Below are 17,651 nucleotides of genomic sequence, written 5' to 3' on the forward strand. Positions count from 1 at the left end.
GTCCCGACCCGCGGCGCCCCGCCGGGGGCGGCCCCTCCGGGCGGGGCGCCGCACCCCGCACCACCGTCCCCAGCCGACCGAGCAGCTCACCACAGGGGTAGTCCAGTTGAACGGGATCAGCGTCGCGCGCGAGGTCCTCGTCACCGCCCGCCGCCGGCGTCTGCTGGCCGCCATCCGGGAGGAGGGCGGCCGCTGGGACTGGCGGCGGGCCGAGGCGCAGTACGACACCTCCCCGGAGCCGCACATCATCCGGCGCGACCTGATGGAGCTGTGCCGCTCCGGCGACCTCGTCCGGGTCGGGCTGGGCGAGTACGAGGCCGCTCCCGCCGGGTGACCCCCGCCGACAGTCGGGACTGCGCCACTCCCGTGGCACAGCGCCGTCACAGCATGGTCACAGGCCTCGGCATACGGTGATCGTTCTGACACGGTGATGACATGCGAACTCGAATGATCGTCACCACCCTCACCGCCGCTGCCGCCCTGTCCCTGTCCCTCACCGCGTGCAGCAGCGACGGCGGCGGCACCGCCGCGCCGGCGAAGTCCTCCGCCGCCACCACGGCGGCCCCGGCCGCCAGCACCCCGGCCTCGGCCGACAGCGCGGCCCCGGCGGCGTCCACCGCCGCCCCGACCGCGCCCACCAAGGCGGCCGGCACCGCCGACCCGACCCAGCTGGCCAAGGAACTGGCGATGGTCGCCGGCCTGAAGCAGATCGACCCGAAGCTGGCCGCGGACAACCAGAAGACCGTCGCCGCCGCGCAGCAGACCTGCACGGACATCAAGGCCGGCAAGGACGACGCGACGGTGGCGAAGAACACCACCACCTACTTCGCGGCGACCGGCGCGAAGGTGACCGACCAGCAGGGCCAGATGATCGCGGTGATCGTCAAGGCGGCGCTGTGCCCGTGACCCGGCGGGCACGGTAGGCGCGGCGGACGTGACGGGGCCCGGGAGCGGTATCCAGCTCCCGGGCCCCTGAGGTGCCACCCAATTGCGCGCACCGGCACGTTTAAGGCTGCGGATCATCTTCAGAGCCTCGTGTTCTGCCTTTGAACTACCGTGCCACGGTGAGAGGCACAGGCGGGACTTGAACCCGCATCCGAGGCTTTCCGTCCGCAGCCGTTCGATCCGGTGCTCGGCGGCGAATGCTGAGACATGAGCGAGAGTCTGAGTTTCAGGGGGCTGCCTCTGCCGTTTGGGCCACCCCGGCGCGTGGTGCCGGGGGGAGGAATCGAACCTCCACTGTCACCCCTGTGTCAGCTTCACTTTCAGTGTCAGCTTCTGCGCTGTCGCGCACCCCTCCGCTCAAAGAGGGGGATCGTGGGTCCGGCCTACTGGCCGAACAGGTAGCCGAAGACGGCGTCGCCGACGCGCTTGTCGACGACCTCCGCCGCGTTGGCCTCCTCGCGGGCGAACTGCACGGCCTGCTGCAGCCTCTCGACCCGCTGGACGAGTTCGTTGACCCGCCGGGCCGGCAGCGCACCGGAGAACTTGACGGTCGTCCAGTACCCGACCGCGATGTCCTCGTAGTACACCTCGACCTGGGCCGGGTGCTTCTCGGTGGCCTCCGCCTTCACGTGGTTGCGGGGGACCTTCTTCGTCCGGATGGTGCGCACCGGCTCGGTCTTCCACGCGTCGGTGGAGGCGTCCGGCGTCCAGGACTCGGAGGCGTCCAGCACCGGCAGCTTGCGGACGAAGGTGTAGAGGTCGGTGAGCTGCTTCTCCAGGAAGAGCAGGTAGGTGACCGGCACGTCGGTCAGCAGCGGCCGGCCGTCGACCACGACGTCCGCGCGGGCGGCGCAGTTGGCGTGGTCCTTGGTGGCGGTCACGTCGAACAGCCGGGTGAGCGAGGCGGCGGTGTCGCGCAGGATGTCCTCGGCGCGCACCTGCACGCGGGTGGACTCCGGCGGGAGCTGCTCGCCCTCCTCGTCCTTGGGCTGGTACGTGCGGGAGATCCCGGCGAGCAGGGCGGGCTTCTGCAGGCCGTGGTGGGCCGTCGTCAGCTCCTGGAAGGACTTGGACTTGACGCCCTTTTCGACCGCGATGATCTGGTTGAGTTTCGCCACGGACGGGAGGCTAACAGCGGCCCGTCCGCTCTGTCGTGCGAATTACCGCGGCCCGGGGACGGGGGTCGGGGGACCGTCCCCGGGCCCGGCGCGGCGTCAGCCGTTGATCTGGTAGCTGTCGCCGTAGACCTTCCACTTCAGCGGGGTGGCGAGGTCGAAGTTGCGGTCCTTGACCCACACCCGCTGGGCGGTGTCGACGCGGCTGGTGTCGGAGTGCGCCTCCTCCTTCTTCATGACGACCTTGCGGGCGTCCAGGAAGGCGTTGAGGTAGGTGGCCTCGTCACCGCCCTGGGCCGGGGTCTTGGCCTTCTTCATGGCGGCCTTGCGGATGCCGCCGAAGCTGTCGCCGCTGCTGCCCGGGCCGTGCATCACGATGGCGTCGTAGTAGGCGAACTGGCCGAGCGCCCGCAGGCCGTCGGCCTTGGCCTGCTGCACGGCCGGGTTGAAGTAGACGCGGTCCCGCTCGTCGTTCTGGGCCTGCTGGAAGACGCCGTCCTTGGCCGCGGTCGCCCAGTCCTTGGTGAAGGCGGTGCCGAGGCCGCTGTGCGAGTCGGTGCCGTTCACCTTGCGCAGCGCGGGCAGGTACTTGGCCAGGACGTTGCCGGGCTTGAGGTCGGTGTAGTGCTCGACCAGGTCCAGCATGTCGCCGGTGCCGGAGCAGAAGCCGATGATGCCGGCCGTGTAGCCGCGGCCGTCGCCGATGTCCTCGATGTACTTGTACTGGGCCTTCCAGTCCAGCGAGGAGTTCTCCGCGCTGGAGACGATCTGCATCGCGATGTCCTTCTTGTGGGCGTCGTCCAGGCCGACCGACGCGGCACTGACCACGGACGCGCCGGCGCCGTCGGCGCCGATCGTCACGGTGGCGACGGTCAGCGGGACGGCGGCGAGCAGCACGGCGAGTGCGGTGCGGCCGGCCCGGCTGCGGGCCCGGTGGGAACGGACGTCGGTGCGGGCGGTGCGGGACTGTGCAGGCATCTGGTGCTCCGTCGGTCGACTCGCGCGCAGGCATGGGGATGCCCGGGGCGCTCCGGTTAGGAAACTTTCCTAACAGGGATTGAAGCGGCCATGGCATTCAACCCGCAAGAGGGCCGGACCAACCTGCACGCAGCCTTAAGGCCCACCTAACGTTCGCCAACTCGCCGTGCCCGCAAGGCGACCGGTGACCCCGGCCGGAAACGCCGACGGGCCCCGCCCCGGACGCGGAGTCCGGAACGGGGCCCGTCGGGCCGGGGGCGTCAGACGCCGCGCAGCACCGCGCCGGTGCGCTCGGCCGCGGCCGCGACGGCCGACTCACGGGCGGCCGAGGCCTCGTCCGCGGTCAGCGTGCGGTCGGCCGCGCGGAAGCGCAGCGTGTACGCCAGCGACTTCTTGCCCTCGCCGGCCTGCTCGCCGGTGAAGACGTCGAACAGCCGGACCGACTCCAGCAGGGCGCCGGCGCCCTCGCGCAGCGCGGCCTCGACCTCGGCGGCCGGCACCCCGCCGTCCACGATCAGCGCGACGTCCTGGGTGGCCACCGGGTAGGCGGACACGGCCGGGCCGCTCACCTGCTGCACGCCGTCGGCGAGCAGCAGGTCCAGGTCGATCTCCATCGCGCTGGTGCGCTCGGGCAGGTGCAGCGCCTTGACGACGCGCGGGTGCAGCTCACCGGCGTGGCCGACCACCCGGTCGCCCACCAGCAGCTCGGCGCAGCGGCCGGGGTGCCAGGGGGCGCGCTGCGCCTGCCGGACGGTCAGCTCCAGGTTGGCCGCGCGGGCGACGGCGCGGGCCGCCTCGACCGCGTCCGCCCAGCCGGACGGCACGCCCTTGCTCCACCAGCCGGACGGCTGGCGCTCGCCGGCCAGCGCGACGGCGACCCGGCGCGGCTGGTCCGGCAGCGCGGCGTTGAGCTCGGCGAGCTCCTGCTCGGTCGGCCGGCGCTCCACCGAGAGCCGCGGCGCGACCTTGAGCTCGGCCTTCGGCAGGAAGACCGTGCCGGTCTCGAACAGCGCCAGGTCGGTGTTGCCGCGGCCGACGTTGCGGCGCAGCGCGCCGAGCAGGCCCGGCAGCAGCGTGGTGCGCAGCGCCGGCTCCTCGTCGTTGAGCGGGTTGACCAGCTTGACGGTGCGGCGGCGCTCGTCGTCCTTCTCCAGGCCGAGCCCGTCGAACGCGGCCTCGCCGATGAACGGGTAGGCGTTGATCTCGACGTAGCCGGCACCGGCCAGCGCCACGCCCACCCGGCGGTGGAAGCGCTGCGCCTCGGTCAGACCGCGGCCCGGCGGCACGTTGGGCATCCGGGCGGGCACGTTGTCGTAGCCCTCCAGCCGGATGACCTCCTCCGCGAGGTCGTACGGGTCGGTGAGGTCGGGGCGCCAGCTCGGCGGGGTGACCTCCAGGACGTCGGCGCCGACCACGGTGCAGCCGATCTCCTGCAGGCGGCGGGTGACGGTCTCGCGGCCGTACCCGGTGCCCGCCACCCGGTCCGGGAGGTCCGCGGCGATGGCGATGGTGCGCACCGGGCGCGGGGCCGCGATGTCGGTGACACCGGCCTCGGCGGTGCCGCCGGCGATCAGCACCAGCAGGTCGACGGCGCGCTGCGCGGCGGCGCGGGCGGCCTCCGGGTCGACGCCGCGCTCGAAGCGCTTGGACGCCTCGGAGGGCAGCTTGTGGCGCTTGGCGGTGCGGGCCACGCTGATCGGGTCGAAGTGGGCGGCCTCGATGACGACCTCGGTGGAGCCGGCGACCTCGCCGGTCTCCGGGTCGAGGACGGGGTCGAGGATCTCGGTGGTGGCGCCGCCCATGACGCCGGCCAGGCCGATCGGGCCGGAGTCGTCGCAGATCAGCAGGTCCTCGGCGGACAGCTTGCGCTTGACGCCGTCCAGCGTGGTGAGGGTCTCGCCCTCCTCCGCGCGGCGGACCAGGATCGCGCCCCGGACGCGGTTCCGGTCGTAGGCGTGCAGCGGCTGGCCGACCTCGAGCATCACGTAGTTGGTGATGTCGACGGTCAGCGAGATCGGGCGGATGCCCGACTTCTGCAGGCGGCGCTGCAGCCAGATCGGCGACTTCGCGGCCGGCTCGACACCGGTGACGGTGCGGGCGACGAAGCGGTCGCAGCCGGCCGGGTCGGCGACCTTGACCGGGTAGCCGAAGGCGTTGGCCGGGGGCACGTCGAGCAGCGCCGGGTCGGCCAGCGGCAGGCCGTACGCGGCGGCGGCCTCGCGGGCGACGCCGCGCATGGACAGGCAGTAGCCGCGGTCCGGGGTGACGGCGATGTCGAGCACCTCGTCGACCAGCTGCAGCAGCTCGATCGCGTCGGTGCCGGGCTCCAGGTGCGACTCCAGCACCAGGATGCCGTTGTGGTCGTCGCCCATGCCGAGCTCGCGGGCGGAGCAGATCATGCCGGCCGAGGTGTGGCCGTAGGTCTGCCGGGCGGCGATCGGGAAGGGACCGGGCAGCACGGCGCCCGGGAGCACCACGACGACCTTGTCGCCGACCCGGAAGTTGGTCGCACCGCAGACGATCTCCTGCGGCTCGCCGGTGCCGTTCGCGTCGCCCACGTTGACGAAGCAGTGCCGGATCGGCTTCTTGAAGCCGGACAGCTCCTCGACGGAGAGCACCTCGCCGACCACCAGCGGGCCCTTGAGGTCGCCGCCGAGCTGCTCGACGGTCTCGACCTCCAGGCCCGCCCGGACGAGCCGGGCCGCCACGTCGCGGCCGGTCTCGCCCGCCGGCAGGTCGACGTACTCGCGCAGCCAGGAAAGCGGGACGCGCATCAGATCTCCATCCCGAACGGGAGGGTGAAGCGGACGTCACCCTCGACCATGTCGCGCATGTCGGCGACGTTGTGGCGGTTCATCAGGATTCGCTCCAGGCCGAGACCGAAGGCGAACCCGCTGTAGCGGTTGGGGTCGACACCGGCGGCGACCAGCACCCGCGGGTTGACGACACCGCAGCCGCCGAGCTCGATCCAGCCCTCGGAGGAGCAGGTGCGGCAGGGGCGGTCCGGGTTGCCGACGCTCTCACCGCGGCAGACGAAGCACTGCAGGTCCACCTCGGCGCTCGGCTCGGTGAACGGGAAGTACGAGGGGCGCCAGCGCAGTTCGAGGTGGCCGCCGATCAGCTTCTCGACCAGCACCTCGATGGTGCCCTTGAGGTCGGCGAAGGTGATGCCCTCGTCCACCGCGAGGCCCTCGACCTGGCGGAAGACCGGGGTGTGCGTGGCGTCCAGCTCGTCGGTGCGGTACACCCGGCCGGGGCTCACCGCGTACAGCGGCGGCTGGCGGTCGAGCATGGTGCGGATCTGCACCGGGGAGGTCTGGGTGCGCAGCACCACGCCGGAGTCGGCGGAGCCGTCCGGGGCCTGCACGAAGAAGGTGTCCTGCATGGAACGGGCCGGGTGGTCCGGGTGCAGGTTGAGGGCGTCGAAGTTCAGCCACTCCGCCTCGACCTCCGGGCCGGAGGCGACCTCGTAGCCCATGGCCACGAAGGTGTCCTCGATGCGCTCGGCCATGGTGGTCAGCGGGTGCCGGGCGCCGCGCGGTGCGCGGTCGTACGGCAGGGTGACGTCCACCGCCTCCTCGACCAGCACGCGGGCGTCCCGCTCCGCCTCCAGCTCGGTCTGGCGGCGCGCCAGGGCCTGGTTGACGGCCCCGCGGGCCTGGCCGATCAGCTTGCCGGCCGCCGCCTTGGCGTGCGGCGGCAGGGCGCCGATCTCACGGTTGGCGAGCGCGAGCGGCGAACGGTCGCCGGTGTGGGCGACCTTGGCCTGCTTCAGCGCGTCGAGGTCGGCGGCGGCGGCGAACGCGGCGATCGCCTCGTCCCGGGCCTGCTCCACCACCTCGGGCTTGAGGGCCTCGACCTCGACCGGGTCGTACGACTTGTTGGGTGCCGACATCTCTATCTTTCCCGTGCTCCTGCTCGTGAAGTGGATGGCTCGCCCTTGCGCTACGCCCGGCGTGGCCGGAACACGGGCGGCCCCTGACCGGTGCCGGGAGCTGACCGGGAGGGGTGTCCGCGGCACGGCCGCGCAGGGCGTCCCACAACGCCAAAGGTCGAGTGTAGTCGCAGCACGCCGACGGCCGGTTCGCCGTCCGTGGCCGTGCGCGCGAGGAGCCCGCCGGGCGCGGACTACAGCATGAAGTCCGGCACGCCCGCGGGCAGGATAAATCGGAACCGGGCGCCGCCCGAGGGGGCCCGGCTGATCCGGATGACGCCGCCGTGCGCCTCCACGATGCCCTTGACGATGTAGAGGCCGAGACCGGTGCCGCCGCGCTTGGAGCCGCGCCAGAACCGGGTGAAGACGCGCGGCATCGACTCCTCGGGGATGCCGCTGCCTTCGTCGCTCACGGTGACCGCTGTCCCTTCCACCGTCCTCGGCGGGGTGCCCGGATGCTGCCGGCCGGCCGCCTCGACGATCTCGACGGCGGGGGCCACCTCGATGGTGACAGTCCCCTCGCCGTGCCGCACGGCATTTTCCAGCAGGTTGGCCAGCACCTGGTCGATCTTGTCCGGGTCGCCCCACTGCTGGCGCAGGCCGTCGGCGATCCGGATGTCGAAGCGCTCGGCCGGGATGCCGGCCGCCACCTTGCCGTCCACGTGCCGGCGGACGGCCGCCGCCAGGTCGACCACCTGCTTGCGGATCTCCAGCCGGCCCGCGTCGATCCGGGAGATGTCGAGCAGCTCGGCGATCAGCCGGGTGACCCGGTCGGCGTCGGCGTCGACGGTCTCCAGCATCACCCGCTTCTGCCCGTCGTTGAACCGCTCCCACTTGGCCAGCAGGGTCGCCGTGAACCCCTTGACGCTGGTCAGCGGCGAGCGCAGCTCGTGCGCGACGGTGGCGATCAGCTCGGCGTGGCTGCGCTCGGTGCGCCGCCTCGCCTCGGTGCCGCGCAGCGCGACCACCACCCGCTGCACCGGGCCGCCGGGCCGCTCCCGCACGTACCGGGCGGAGACGAGCACCTCGCAGCCGCCGGGCAGCAGCAGGTTCCGCTCGGGCTGGCCGGTGCGCACCGCGAGACCGCCGTACGGGTCGGTGAGCTTCCACCAGCGGCGGCCGTCGAGGTCCTCCAGCGGCAGGGCGTCCTCCAGCGCGGTGCCGAGCACCGCGTCGGGGCGGCGCCCGGTGAGCCGGGCCGCGGCCCGGTTGAAGCAGACCACCCGGCCGTCGCCGTCCGCGACGACCAGGCCGTCGGGCAGGTCGTCCGGGTCCAGCTCCGCCCCGCTGCCGACCATGGGTGTCCTCCCCTGACCCACCACCGTGCTCCCCGCCGAGGCCGACCCTAGCGCTCCTGCGGCCGTGTGCGACACCCTCCGGGCGAGCGCTGCGCACGGGCCGAGGCGTAGAGGCACACGGCGGCGGCCGTGGCCAGGTTGAGGCTCTCGGCGTGTCCGTGGATGGGCACGCGCACCACCTCGTCGGCGAGTGCGCGGGTCTCCTCCGGCAGACCCCAGGCCTCGTTGCCGAACACCCAGGCGACCGGCGCACCGAGGGTGCCCTCGTCGAGCTCCTGGTCGAGGTCGCGCTCGCCCGCGCCGTCCGCCGCCAGCACCCGCACGCCGGCCGCACGCAGCCGGGCGACGGCCTCCTCGATCGGCACCCCGGTGGCGAACGGCAGGTGGAAGAGGCTGCCCACCGAGGCGCGGACGGCCTTCGGGTTGTACAGGTCCACCGAGGCGTCGGTCAGCACCACGGCCTCCGCACCGGCGGCGTCGGCCGTCCTCAGCACGGTGCCGGCGTTGCCGGGGTCGCGGACGTGCGCGAGCACCGCGACCAGCCGCGGCCGGGACTTCAGCACCTCCTCGAAGGGGGTGTCGATGAAGCGGCACAGCGCGACGATGCCCTGCGGGGTGACGGTGTCACAGATCTCCGCGATCACCTCCTCGGTGGCGGTGATCAGCGGCAGCCCGGCCGCGCGGGCGGCGTCCGCGATGTCGGCGTGCCGCTCCAGCGCCTGCGGGGTGAGGTAGACCTCGACCACCGCGTGCTCGGCCGAACCCGGCAGCCGCCCGTACGCCACCGCCTCGCGGACGGCCTGCGGGCCCTCGGCCAGGAAGCGGCGGTCCTTGCCGCGCTGGTTCCGCTTGGCCAGCCGACGTGCGGCGACGACGCGCGGGGAGCGCAGTGAGGTGAGCAGGGGGGTGTCGGTGCTCTGCATGCTCTCGTTCTCTGAGGACTCTGAGGAGGCGTACTCGGTGCGGAGGCGGGTCGGGCCGGCGCCCGGCGGGCCGCACGGCCCGGAATGCGCGTCGGGCCCGCAGGCGGTGTGAACCTGCGGGCCCGAAGAGCTCACCTACTGCGGCATCGCCTGGATCAGGCGGCCTTGGGGGCGTTGACGTCCTCCGGCAGCGCCTTCTGGGCGACCTCGACCAGCACGGCGAACGCGGCGGCGTCGTTGACGGCCAGGTCGGCGAGCATCTTGCGGTCGATCTCGACGCCCGCGGCCTTCAGGCCCTGCACGAAGCGGTTGTAGGTCATGCCGTTGGCACGGGCCGCAGCGTTGATGCGCTGGATCCAGAGCTGACGGAAGTCGCCCTTGCGCTTCTTGCGGTCGTTGAAGTTGTAGACGAGCGAGTGGGTGACCTGCTCCTTGGCCTTGCGGTAAAGGCGGGAGCGCTGGCCGCGGTAACCGCTGGCCCGCTCGAGGATGACCCGGCGCTTCTTGTGGGCGTTGACTGCCCGCTTGACGCGTGCCACTTGATTACTCCTTGGGTTGGACCGCGGATCACTCCTGGCGGTCCGTCAATCGATTGGGTCGGGAAGGATCAGCCGGTCCCGCGGGGGTGCCGCGGGTGGGCGATCACTTGCCCAGAAGCTTCTTGATCTTCTTGGCGTCGCCGGGGGCCATCTCGGCGTTGCCGGCCAGCTTGCGGGTCAGCGTGGAGGGCTTGTGCTCCAGGAGGTGGCGACGGCCGGCACGCTCGCGCAGCACCTTCCCGGAGCCAGTGATCTTGAAGCGCTTGCTGGCGCCGCTGTGCGTCTTCTGCTTCGGCATGTCGCCGTATCTCCTCGTCGGTCCGCCCCGGCCCGCACAGTGCTGTGCGGGCCAGGAGTGGATTGATCTCCCGGCCGGGGCGGGAGCCCCGGCCGATGTGGCCGTCCGCGCGGGAACCGGGCCTTTCGGCTCAGCTCTCCTGCGCGGTGTCGGCCGGCTGCTCGACCTCGGCGGCGGGCGCGTCCTCGACGTCCTCGACGGCGTCCTCGGCCTCGACGGCGTCGACGGCCTCAACGGCGTCCTCGGCCTCGGCGTCCGCGGCAGCACCGGGGGTGCGGCCCTGACGCTCGGCCTTGCGGGCGTCCGCGAGGGCACGCGCCTCGGCCATCGCCTCGGTCTTCTTCTTGTGCGGGCCGAGAACCATGATCATGTTACGGCCGTCCTGCTTGGCCGAGGACTCCACGAAGCCCAGGTCCTGGACGTCCTCCGCGAGGCGCTGCAGCAGTCGGAAGCCCAGCTCGGGGCGGGACTGCTCACGACCGCGGAACATGATCGTGATCTTGACCTTGTCGCCCTGCTTGAGGAACCGGACGACGTGACCCTTCTTGGTGTCATAGTCGTGCGGGTCGATCTTCGGCCGGAGCTTCATCTCCTTGATGACCGTGTGCGCCTGGTTCTTGCGCGCCTCACGGGCCTTCATGGCCGACTCGTACTTGAACTTGCCGTAGTCCATGAGCTTGCACACCGGCGGCCGTGCGGTCGCCGCGACCTCGACCAGGTCGAGGTCGTACTCCTGGGCAAGCTCCAGCGCCTTGGCAAGCGGAACGATGCCGACCTGCTCGCCGCTGGGACCGACGAGTCGCACCTCGGGGACGCGAATCCGGTCGTTGATGCGGGGCTCGGTGCTGATGGGGCCTCCTCGGTTGCACCTTCTTCAGTACGGCCGTCGGGCGGCGGTCGTACGTCGTGGTTTCGACCACTGGGCGGGGCTTCATTCATGCTCCGCTGCCCGAAGGGGCACCGAACGCACGAAAAAAGCCCCGCACGGTACAGGCGGGGCTCCACACAACCGGAGCGTCCTCGGCGGGACGCCACTGGCGAGCGCGCACCTCGCGGTGAGCGTCGCGGACCGGACCCGTCGACCCGGGGGTCGATCGGGTGGGAGACTGTCGCGGTTGCCCTCTCGGGCCTCCTGGGTGGAGCCTCCACTTGCTGGCCGGGCGTCCGTACGGACTCCTGGCCGGTCAGTCTCGAAGCATAGCAGCGTTTGGACGGACACCGTTATTCCGGCCCCGGTCACGCCGCCTTGTACGCTCCCTGTGTACGTCCACCGGCCAGACGGAGTGAGTCACCTTGACCAGCCAGCCCCACGAGCACGACGACGAGCAGGCCGTCGGCTTCGACGACCTCACCCGCGACATCGCCGAGGTCCCGGCGGTCGAGGTGATCACCACCGTCGCCGTCCACCTCATGAGCGCGGCCGCCGTCAAGTGCGGCCTCGCCGAGGGCGGCGAGGCGGACAAGGACCTCGACGAGGCCCGCAAGCTGATCACCGCGCTGGCCGGGCTGGTCACCGCCGGCGCCCCGGAGATCTCCAACTTCCACGCCGCACCGCTCCGGGACGGCCTGCGCTCCCTGCAGCTCGCCTTCCGCGAGGCCTCCGTCGTCCCGGACGCCCCGGGCGCCGGCCCCGGCGAGAAGTTCACCGGCCCGGTCTACTCCTGACCGGAGCCACCCGCCCCGGGTTCCGGGGCGACCACTGAGGGGCGCGTGGGGGCACCTCCCGGCCGAAGGCTGGGGGAGAACCGCGAGAGGCGGAAGTGACGGCGTTGCACCTTCCGCTGCGCGCGGCTCCCCGCGCCCCTCGTGGTTCTCCCTACTCCCCCGCGGAGTAGAACGGCTCCTCCGGGAGGTCGGTGCGGAGCACGGCGAGCTGCAGGCCGCGGTCCAGGCGGACCCGGAGGGTGGCGTCGCCGGCGAGCCCCGCGACCAGCCGGTCGACGGCGCCCCGCAGCTCCTCCTCCCCCGCCCCGGCGGCGGGCACCAGCGCGAGCACCGCGTCCGCGTCGCCGTCCGGCCGCAGGTACCCGCGGGCCACCGCGGGCTCCGCCGCGAGCAGTCCCCGCAGGGCCCCGTGCACGTCCGGGTCGGCGACCGGCCTGACGTACCGGCGGTTCTCGGCGACGGCCCGCAGCCGGGCCCCGTTCAGCAGGTAGGTGACCGGCCCGGCGGGGTCCACCAGCAGGGTGTCGGCGCGCTCCGAGAAGGCCACCATGGCGGCCTGCGGCGCGGCCACCGGCGCCGGCCGGGCGTCCGCACGCCAGCGGGCCAGGGTCTCCAGCGAGGTGAAGGCCGGCAGGGCGCGCCGCCCGTCGGCGGCCTCGATGACCGGCACGGCCATGTCGCTGGTCTTCTCGTGCTTCAGCCCGTTCGCATCGGTCTCGACCTCGCCGAGCAGGGCGACGATCGGCACCATCAGCCGGCTCGGGGTCAGGGCGTCGAGGAGTGCGGGCTCCTGCGACGGGTCCTGCGCCCAGGCGGCGAGGGCGCGGACGAGGCGCGGGTCGGCGGTGCCGTCGTCGTCGGCGAATCCGGGGTTCGGAATGTTCTTGGGCTCCACCCGTCGAGGGTATGCCACCCGTACGTCCGGCCCCGGGGCCGGCTTCTCAGACGCCGCTCACCCCGGCCTCACCCGGGCCCAAGGACTCCGGCCCAGGATCGCCGGCATGACCTCGGCCCGACGGACCCGCACCGCCGCCCGCAGGCGCCGCCGCCGGCAGCGCCGCGGCGCCCTCCTGGCCGTCCTCGCCCTCGCCGCGACGGGCCTGTGGCTGCACCGGGAGCGGTCGGACGGGGGCACCGTGCCCGTCGCGGCGGCCGCGGTGTCGGCGGCCCCGGAGGTCGACCCGGACGCGGAGCTCGCGGCCGCGGTGCAGGACAGCGGCGGCCACCTGGCGGTCGCCGTGCTGGACACCGCCTCCGGGGCGAGCGCCGCCTACGGGACGGACCGGTTCGTCACCGCCAGCATCGTCAAGGTGGACATCCTCGCCGCCCTGCTGTGGCGGTCCGGCGGGATGCTGACGGAGGAGCAGCGGACCGCCGCCGCGCTGATGATCGAGAACAGCGACAACGACGCGACCACCGACCTGTTCGGCCAGATCGGCAAGGACGAAGGCCTGGACGCCGCCAACGCCGCGTTCGGGCTCACCGGGACGACCGCCGGCACCGACGGCTACTGGGGCCTGACCACCACCACCGCCGAGGACCAACTGCGGCTGCTGCAAATGGTGTTCGGCACGGACGGCGTGCTGGGCGACGAATCCCGCGCCTACCTGCAGAAGCTGATGGGGCTGATCGCCGCCGACCAGCGCTGGGGCGTCTCGGCCGCGGACGACGACCACGCGGTGCACCTCAAGAACGGCTGGCTGCCGCGGACGGCCGAGGGTGCCTGGGTGATCAACAGCATCGGCCGGGTGGTGCACGACGGACGGGAGCTGCTGGTCGCGGTGCTGACCGACGGCTCGGACACCGAGGAGGAGGGGATCGCCCTGGTGGAGTCGGTGGCCACCGCGGCCGCGGACAGCCTGACCTCCGCCACGCCGTCCGCGACGGTCTCCCCCACCGCCTCCCCCACCGTGTCGCCGGCCGCGTCCCCGGCCGCGTCCGGAGCGGAGGCCTCCCCGGTCGCCGCCTCTACCCAGCGGTAGGCACCGTGTGGGACGCTGCCGCCATGGCCACCGACCTCGCCCCCGCCGTGTCCGGCGCCGTCTCGGACCGCTCCCGGTACGACCGGGCCACCGCGCACCTCGACGCGCCGTTCGCGATCGTCGACCTGGCCGCGTTCGACGCCAACGCGGCCGATCTGGTGCGCCGGGCCGGCGGCAAGCCGATCCGGGTCGCGAGCAAGTCGGTGCGCTGCCGCGCACTGCTGGAGCGGGTGCTGGCCACCGAGGGCTTCGCCGGGATCATGAGCTTCACCCTGGCCGAGTCGATCTGGCTGGCCCGCCAGGGATTCGCCGACGTCCTGCTCGCCTACCCGTCGGCCGACCGGGCCGGCTACGGCGAGCTGACCGACGACCCGAAGCTCGCCGAGGCGGTCACCGTCCTGGTGGACGACCCTGCGCAGCTGGACCTCATCGACTCCTCCCGGCAGGGGTCGGAGACCGTCCGGGTCTGCCTCGAACTCGACACCTCGCTGGAGCTGTTCGGCGGACGGGTCCGCTTCGGAGCCCGGCGCTCGCCGCTGCGCACCCCCGAGGCCCTGGGCGCCCTCGCCGAGCAGGTGCAGGACCGGCCGGGCTTCCGGGTGGTCGGACTGATGGCGTACGAGGGCCACATCGCCGGTGTCGGCGACCGGGTGGCGGGCCGCCCGCTGCGCTCGCAGCTGGTGCGGATGATGCAGACCCGGGCGAGGGCCGAACTGGCCGAGCGGCGGGCCGCGGTGGTGCAGCGGCTGCGGCAGGTCGCCGAGCTGGAGTTCGTGAACGGCGGCGGCACCGGCAGTGTGGAGTCGACGGTGGCCGAGTCCTCCGTCACCGAGGTCGCTGCCGGCTCCGGGCTGTACCAGCCCCGGCTGTTCGACAACTACTCGTCGTTCCGGGGGCGTCCGGCGGCTCTGTTCGCGCAGCCGGTGGTCCGCCGGCCCGGCGTCGGTGTGGTGACGGTGCTGGGCGGCGGCTACCCGGCCTCCGGCCCGGCCGGGGCCGACCGCTCGCCCGTGCCGTACCTGCCGGAGGGTCTGCGCTACGACCCGCAGGAGGGCGCCGGCGAGGTGCAGACGCCGCTGCTCGGCGCCGCCGCGGACGACCTGCTGATCGGCGACCGGGTGTGGTTCCGGCACGCCAAGGCCGGCGAGCTGTGCGAGCGGTTCGCGGAGCTGCACCTGGTGGAGGGCGACCGGGTGGTGGAGACGGTGCCGACGTACCGCGGCGAGGGACGCACCTTCCTCTGAGCCCTCGTGGGTCTTCATGGGACCTCGTGGGTCCTCGGAGGCGGGTGGTGCGCCCCTCGCCGGGGGTCGGGGGTCCGTCAGGTGCCGCCGGGGCCGCTCGCCCGGGCGGCGGCGATGCCCTTGACGATGGTGTCCATCTGGCCGAGGTCCGGCGCCTTGTCGGCGATGTCGAAGCCGAGGTGGACGGCGACCAGGCTGCCCGCCTTCACGCTGGGGAAGACCACCGTCTCCACGTAGCCGTCGTTGCCCTGCTGGGCGTCGACCTTCCAGCGGACGAGGTAGCCGCTGCGCCCGGCGACGGTGACCGCCTCCGACTTCAGCTCCTCGTGGGACTTCACGTCGCCGTACGCGTCCTTGGCCGCGGCGGCGATGTCGGTGAGGGCGGCCTGCTTGGCGTCGCCGCCCTCGAGCGTGCCGGTCGAGGCGCCACCGAGCGAGCAGCCGTTCTGGCCGTCGGGGCAGGTGTACGAGCCGATGGAGACCGCGGCGTGGCCGTCGGCGGTGGTGACGCCCCGCCAGCCGGTGGGCACCGGCAGGCTGATCCCGTTCACCATGTCGACCGCGGTCGAGGCGTTCCGGCCGCCGCCCGACCCGTTGCCGCCGAGCCCGTTGCCGCCGCCCAGGCCGTTGCCGCCGCCCTGCCCGCCGTTCTGGCCGCCGTTCTGGCCGGGCAGTCCGGGGAAGCCGAAGCCGTCCGAGCCGGAGCCGCCGGGACGGTAGCGGCCGTCGAAGCGGACGGCCGACGCCTGGTCGCCGTCCTGGTCCATGGCCAGGTAGGTGATGCCGGAGCCGACCGCCAGGCCGGCCACCGCGGCCACGGCCGCCGCGACGACCACCGGGCGCGAGGGGCGCCGACGGGCCTTCGGCGGGGCCTGGACGGCGGTCGGCATCTCCGGGTACCGCACCGTCGGCCCGTCGTCCAGGACGCGGCCCTCGATCACGGTGGGCCCGTCGCCGCCCGCGGGCGCCTCGGGGGCCGGTGCCGGCGCCTCGGCGCCGGGTGCGGGGCGGGTGGTCGCCGTCCAGCCCTTGCCGTCCCAGTAGCGCTCGGCCCGGGGGTCGCCGGTGGTGTCCTTCGGGTCCGGGTACCACCCGGCGGGAATCTGCTCGCTCACGCCATCGAATCTAAGGGCGGGCGGATAAGCGCCATATCAGCAGGAGGGCCGAAACGCCCTGTTCGCGATGAGATTACGGTGAGAATCGGACCAGGCTGCCGTTCACCCCGGCGGAGTCGTCGCTCGCCAGCCAGGCCGCCGCCGCGGCGAGCCGCTCCGCGTCCCCGCCGCCGAGCGCGTTGAAGCGGATGCCCTCCGGCCCGAAGGCGTCCGCGAGCTCGCGGGTGAGCGCACCGACCCCGGCCGCGGCCACCTCGGCCGCCAGCCCGCCCTCGGCCGCCGGACCGGCCAGGTTGACCACCGAGCCGTGGCCGTGCCGCCGCAGGTAGGGCAGCGCGGCCCGGCAGCAGAAGAAGACGGCGGTCAGCCGGGTGTCCTGGACGACCCGCCAGGCGTCCGGCGGCACCTCCAGCGCCGGGCCGTCGGCGGGCGGTGCCCCGGACGGGCCGTTCACCACCGCGTCCACCCCGCCGAGGGTCTCGTACGCCTCGTCGAAGAGCGCCTCCACCATGTACTCGTCCAGCGGGTCGGTGTGTACGAACAGGCCGCCGAACGAGCGGGCCACCGCCTGCCCCGCCCTCTCGTCCGGGTCGGCGCACACCACCCGGGCGCCCTCCGCGGCGAGCCGCCGGGCCACCGCGGCCCCGGCCTCGCCCGCGAAACCGCTCACTCCGGTCACCACCGCCACCCGTCCGGCCATCCGCCGGGGCACCCCCGGTTCCGCTCCCGCCATCGGGCACCTCCGCCACTCGCCGAGCACGTTCCGACACGACACGGTTACGGTACGTCGTACCGCCGACGGCGGCGGTGTGGCGCGTGCCGCACTCCCCGATCGTGCCGCGGCGGCCCGTGAGGAGGCAGAATGCCCGCCATGACCCCTCGGCCCGTGATCGGCATCAGCACCTCCGTCCTCGACGCGGCCTGGGGCCGCTGGGACAGCATCCGCACCGTCCTGCTGGCCGAGCGCTACCCGTCGGTGGTGCAGGCCGCCGGCGGGCTCGCCGTGCTGCTGCCGCCGGACGCGGCCGAGCACGCCGCCGACGCCGTCGCCCGGATCGACGCCCTGGTGATCGCCGGCGGCGCAGACGTCGACCCCGCCCGGTACGGCGCCGCGCGCCACCCCGAGACCGACGGCGGCGAGCCCGAGCGGGACGTCTGGGAGTCCGCGCTGCTGCGCGCCGCCCTCGCCGCCGAACTGCCCGTCCTCGGGATCTGCCGCGGCATGCAGCTGCTCAACGTGGTCCGCGGCGGCACCCTGCTGCAGCACCTGCCGGACGTGGTCGGCCACCACGGCCACATCGGCGCACCGGGCACCTACGGGCGCCACCCGGTGCGGCCGGTCCCCGGCACCCTGCTCGGCGAGCTGCTGCCGGACGCCTCGGTGGACGTCCCCACCTACCACCACCAGGCGGTGGACCGGCTCGGCGAGGGCCTGTCGGTGTCCGCCTGGGCCGAGGACGGCACGGTCGAGGCGATCGAGGGCGCCGGGTTCACCCTCGGGGTCCAGTGGCACCCCGAGCAGGGCGACGACCTGCGGCTGATGACCGCGCTGGTGCGGACCGCCGCCGCGGTGCGCGCCCAGGCCGCCGTCACCGCCTGACCGGATCCGGGCGGG

General features: G+C 73.5%; 18 protein-coding genes. 6 read left to right on the plus strand and 12 right to left on the minus strand.

Going from position 1 to position 17,651, the window contains the following annotated elements:
- The first annotated feature begins 106 nt into the window (after nt 1-106).
- Together IE98_RS0113695 and IE98_RS44560 are read left to right on the plus strand one after the other, a co-directional pair.
- Nucleotides 107-334: a hypothetical protein gene (locus tag IE98_RS0113695; RefSeq protein WP_030268636.1), complete on the plus strand. Its 228-nt coding sequence runs from the start codon at nt 107-109 to the stop codon at nt 332-334.
- A gap of 101 nt (nt 335-435) precedes the next feature.
- Entirely contained in the window at nt 436-906 is a 471-nt protein-coding gene (locus tag IE98_RS44560) for a DUF732 domain-containing protein (RefSeq protein WP_159400904.1), read from the plus strand.
- Nucleotides 907-1,328: 422 nt separating this feature from the next.
- On the opposite strand, the gene IE98_RS0113705 is transcribed toward IE98_RS44560, so the two are convergent.
- The 9 genes from IE98_RS0113705 to infC form a co-directional block, all read right to left on the minus strand.
- Nucleotides 1,329-2,063: a hypothetical protein gene (locus tag IE98_RS0113705; RefSeq protein WP_030268639.1), complete on the minus strand. Its 735-nt coding sequence runs from the start codon at nt 2,061-2,063 to the stop codon at nt 1,329-1,331.
- 96 nt (nt 2,064-2,159) lie between these two features.
- Nucleotides 2,160-3,038, minus strand: a complete 879-nt coding sequence (locus tag IE98_RS0113710; protein WP_030268642.1) for a chitosanase — start codon at nt 3,036-3,038, stop codon at nt 2,160-2,162.
- A gap of 260 nt (nt 3,039-3,298) precedes the next feature.
- Complete coding sequence (gene pheT, locus IE98_RS0113715) at nt 3,299-5,812, minus strand: phenylalanine--tRNA ligase subunit beta (RefSeq protein ID WP_030268643.1); 2,514 nt, start codon at nt 5,810-5,812, stop codon at nt 3,299-3,301.
- Nucleotides 5,812-6,933 carry a phenylalanine--tRNA ligase subunit alpha gene (gene pheS, locus IE98_RS0113720; protein ID WP_030268645.1) on the minus strand — a complete coding sequence of 374 codons (1,122 nt, stop codon included), beginning with the start codon at nt 6,931-6,933 and terminating at the stop codon, nt 5,812-5,814. Before pheS ends, pheT begins: the two co-directional genes overlap by 1 nt.
- Nucleotides 6,934-7,166: 233 nt before the next feature.
- Nucleotides 7,167-8,270, minus strand: a complete 1,104-nt coding sequence (locus IE98_RS0113725) for a sensor histidine kinase (protein WP_030268647.1) — start codon at nt 8,268-8,270, stop codon at nt 7,167-7,169.
- 47 nt (nt 8,271-8,317) lie between these two features.
- Nucleotides 8,318-9,193, minus strand: coding sequence for a TrmH family RNA methyltransferase (locus IE98_RS0113730; protein WP_030268649.1), 876 nt, complete (start codon nt 9,191-9,193; stop codon nt 8,318-8,320).
- 155 nt (nt 9,194-9,348) lie between these two features.
- The gene (rplT, locus tag IE98_RS0113735) at nt 9,349-9,732 is read right to left on the minus strand and encodes a 50S ribosomal protein L20 (protein WP_030268651.1); all 384 of its coding nucleotides are present in this window, start codon (nt 9,730-9,732) and stop codon (nt 9,349-9,351) included.
- 103 nt (nt 9,733-9,835) lie between these two features.
- Nucleotides 9,836-10,030: a 50S ribosomal protein L35 gene (gene rpmI / locus IE98_RS0113740; protein WP_030268653.1), complete on the minus strand. Its 195-nt coding sequence runs from the start codon at nt 10,028-10,030 to the stop codon at nt 9,836-9,838.
- Between the two features lie 130 nt (nt 10,031-10,160).
- Nucleotides 10,161-10,880 (minus strand): translation initiation factor IF-3, encoded by a 720-nt coding sequence (infC, locus tag IE98_RS0113745; protein ID WP_078660998.1) that lies wholly within the window; start codon nt 10,878-10,880, stop codon nt 10,161-10,163.
- A gap of 443 nt (nt 10,881-11,323) precedes the next feature.
- Here infC and IE98_RS0113750 point away from each other — a divergent pair, with 443 nt between their 5' ends.
- Nucleotides 11,324-11,695 (plus strand): DUF1844 domain-containing protein, encoded by a 372-nt coding sequence (locus tag IE98_RS0113750; RefSeq protein ID WP_030268655.1) that lies wholly within the window; start codon nt 11,324-11,326, stop codon nt 11,693-11,695.
- A gap of 151 nt (nt 11,696-11,846) precedes the next feature.
- On the opposite strand, the gene IE98_RS0113755 is transcribed toward IE98_RS0113750, so the two are convergent.
- Entirely contained in the window at nt 11,847-12,590 is a 744-nt protein-coding gene (locus IE98_RS0113755; protein ID WP_030268656.1) for an SseB family protein, read from the minus strand.
- A gap of 106 nt (nt 12,591-12,696) precedes the next feature.
- Between IE98_RS0113755 and IE98_RS0113760 the strand changes: the two genes are divergently transcribed.
- Nucleotides 12,697-13,677: a serine hydrolase gene (locus tag IE98_RS0113760; RefSeq protein WP_063748917.1), complete on the plus strand. Its 981-nt coding sequence runs from the start codon at nt 12,697-12,699 to the stop codon at nt 13,675-13,677.
- 23 nt (nt 13,678-13,700) lie between these two features.
- Nucleotides 13,701-14,921 (plus strand): amino acid deaminase/aldolase, encoded by a 1,221-nt coding sequence (locus IE98_RS0113765; RefSeq protein WP_420706183.1) that lies wholly within the window; start codon nt 13,701-13,703, stop codon nt 14,919-14,921.
- Between the two features lie 77 nt (nt 14,922-14,998).
- Here the strand turns inward: IE98_RS0113765 and IE98_RS0113770 are convergent, their stop codons facing one another.
- Together IE98_RS0113770 and IE98_RS0113775 are read right to left on the minus strand one after the other, a co-directional pair.
- On the minus strand, nt 14,999-16,036 hold the full coding sequence (locus IE98_RS0113770) for a DUF2510 domain-containing protein (RefSeq protein WP_052390484.1): 1,038 nt from the start codon (nt 16,034-16,036) through the stop codon (nt 14,999-15,001).
- Nucleotides 16,037-16,109: 73 nt separating this feature from the next.
- Nucleotides 16,110-16,769 carry an SDR family oxidoreductase gene (locus IE98_RS0113775; protein ID WP_030268662.1) on the minus strand — a complete coding sequence of 220 codons (660 nt, stop codon included), beginning with the start codon at nt 16,767-16,769 and terminating at the stop codon, nt 16,110-16,112.
- A gap of 138 nt (nt 16,770-16,907) precedes the next feature.
- Between IE98_RS0113775 and IE98_RS0113780 the strand changes: the two genes are divergently transcribed.
- Nucleotides 16,908-17,636, plus strand: coding sequence for a gamma-glutamyl-gamma-aminobutyrate hydrolase family protein (locus IE98_RS0113780; protein WP_030268663.1), 729 nt, complete (start codon nt 16,908-16,910; stop codon nt 17,634-17,636).
- Nucleotides 17,637-17,651 lie beyond the last annotated feature (15 nt).

Source organism: Streptomyces sp. NRRL B-24484 (genome assembly GCF_000717715.1).
Classification (GTDB): domain Bacteria; phylum Actinomycetota; class Actinomycetes; order Streptomycetales; family Streptomycetaceae; genus Kitasatospora.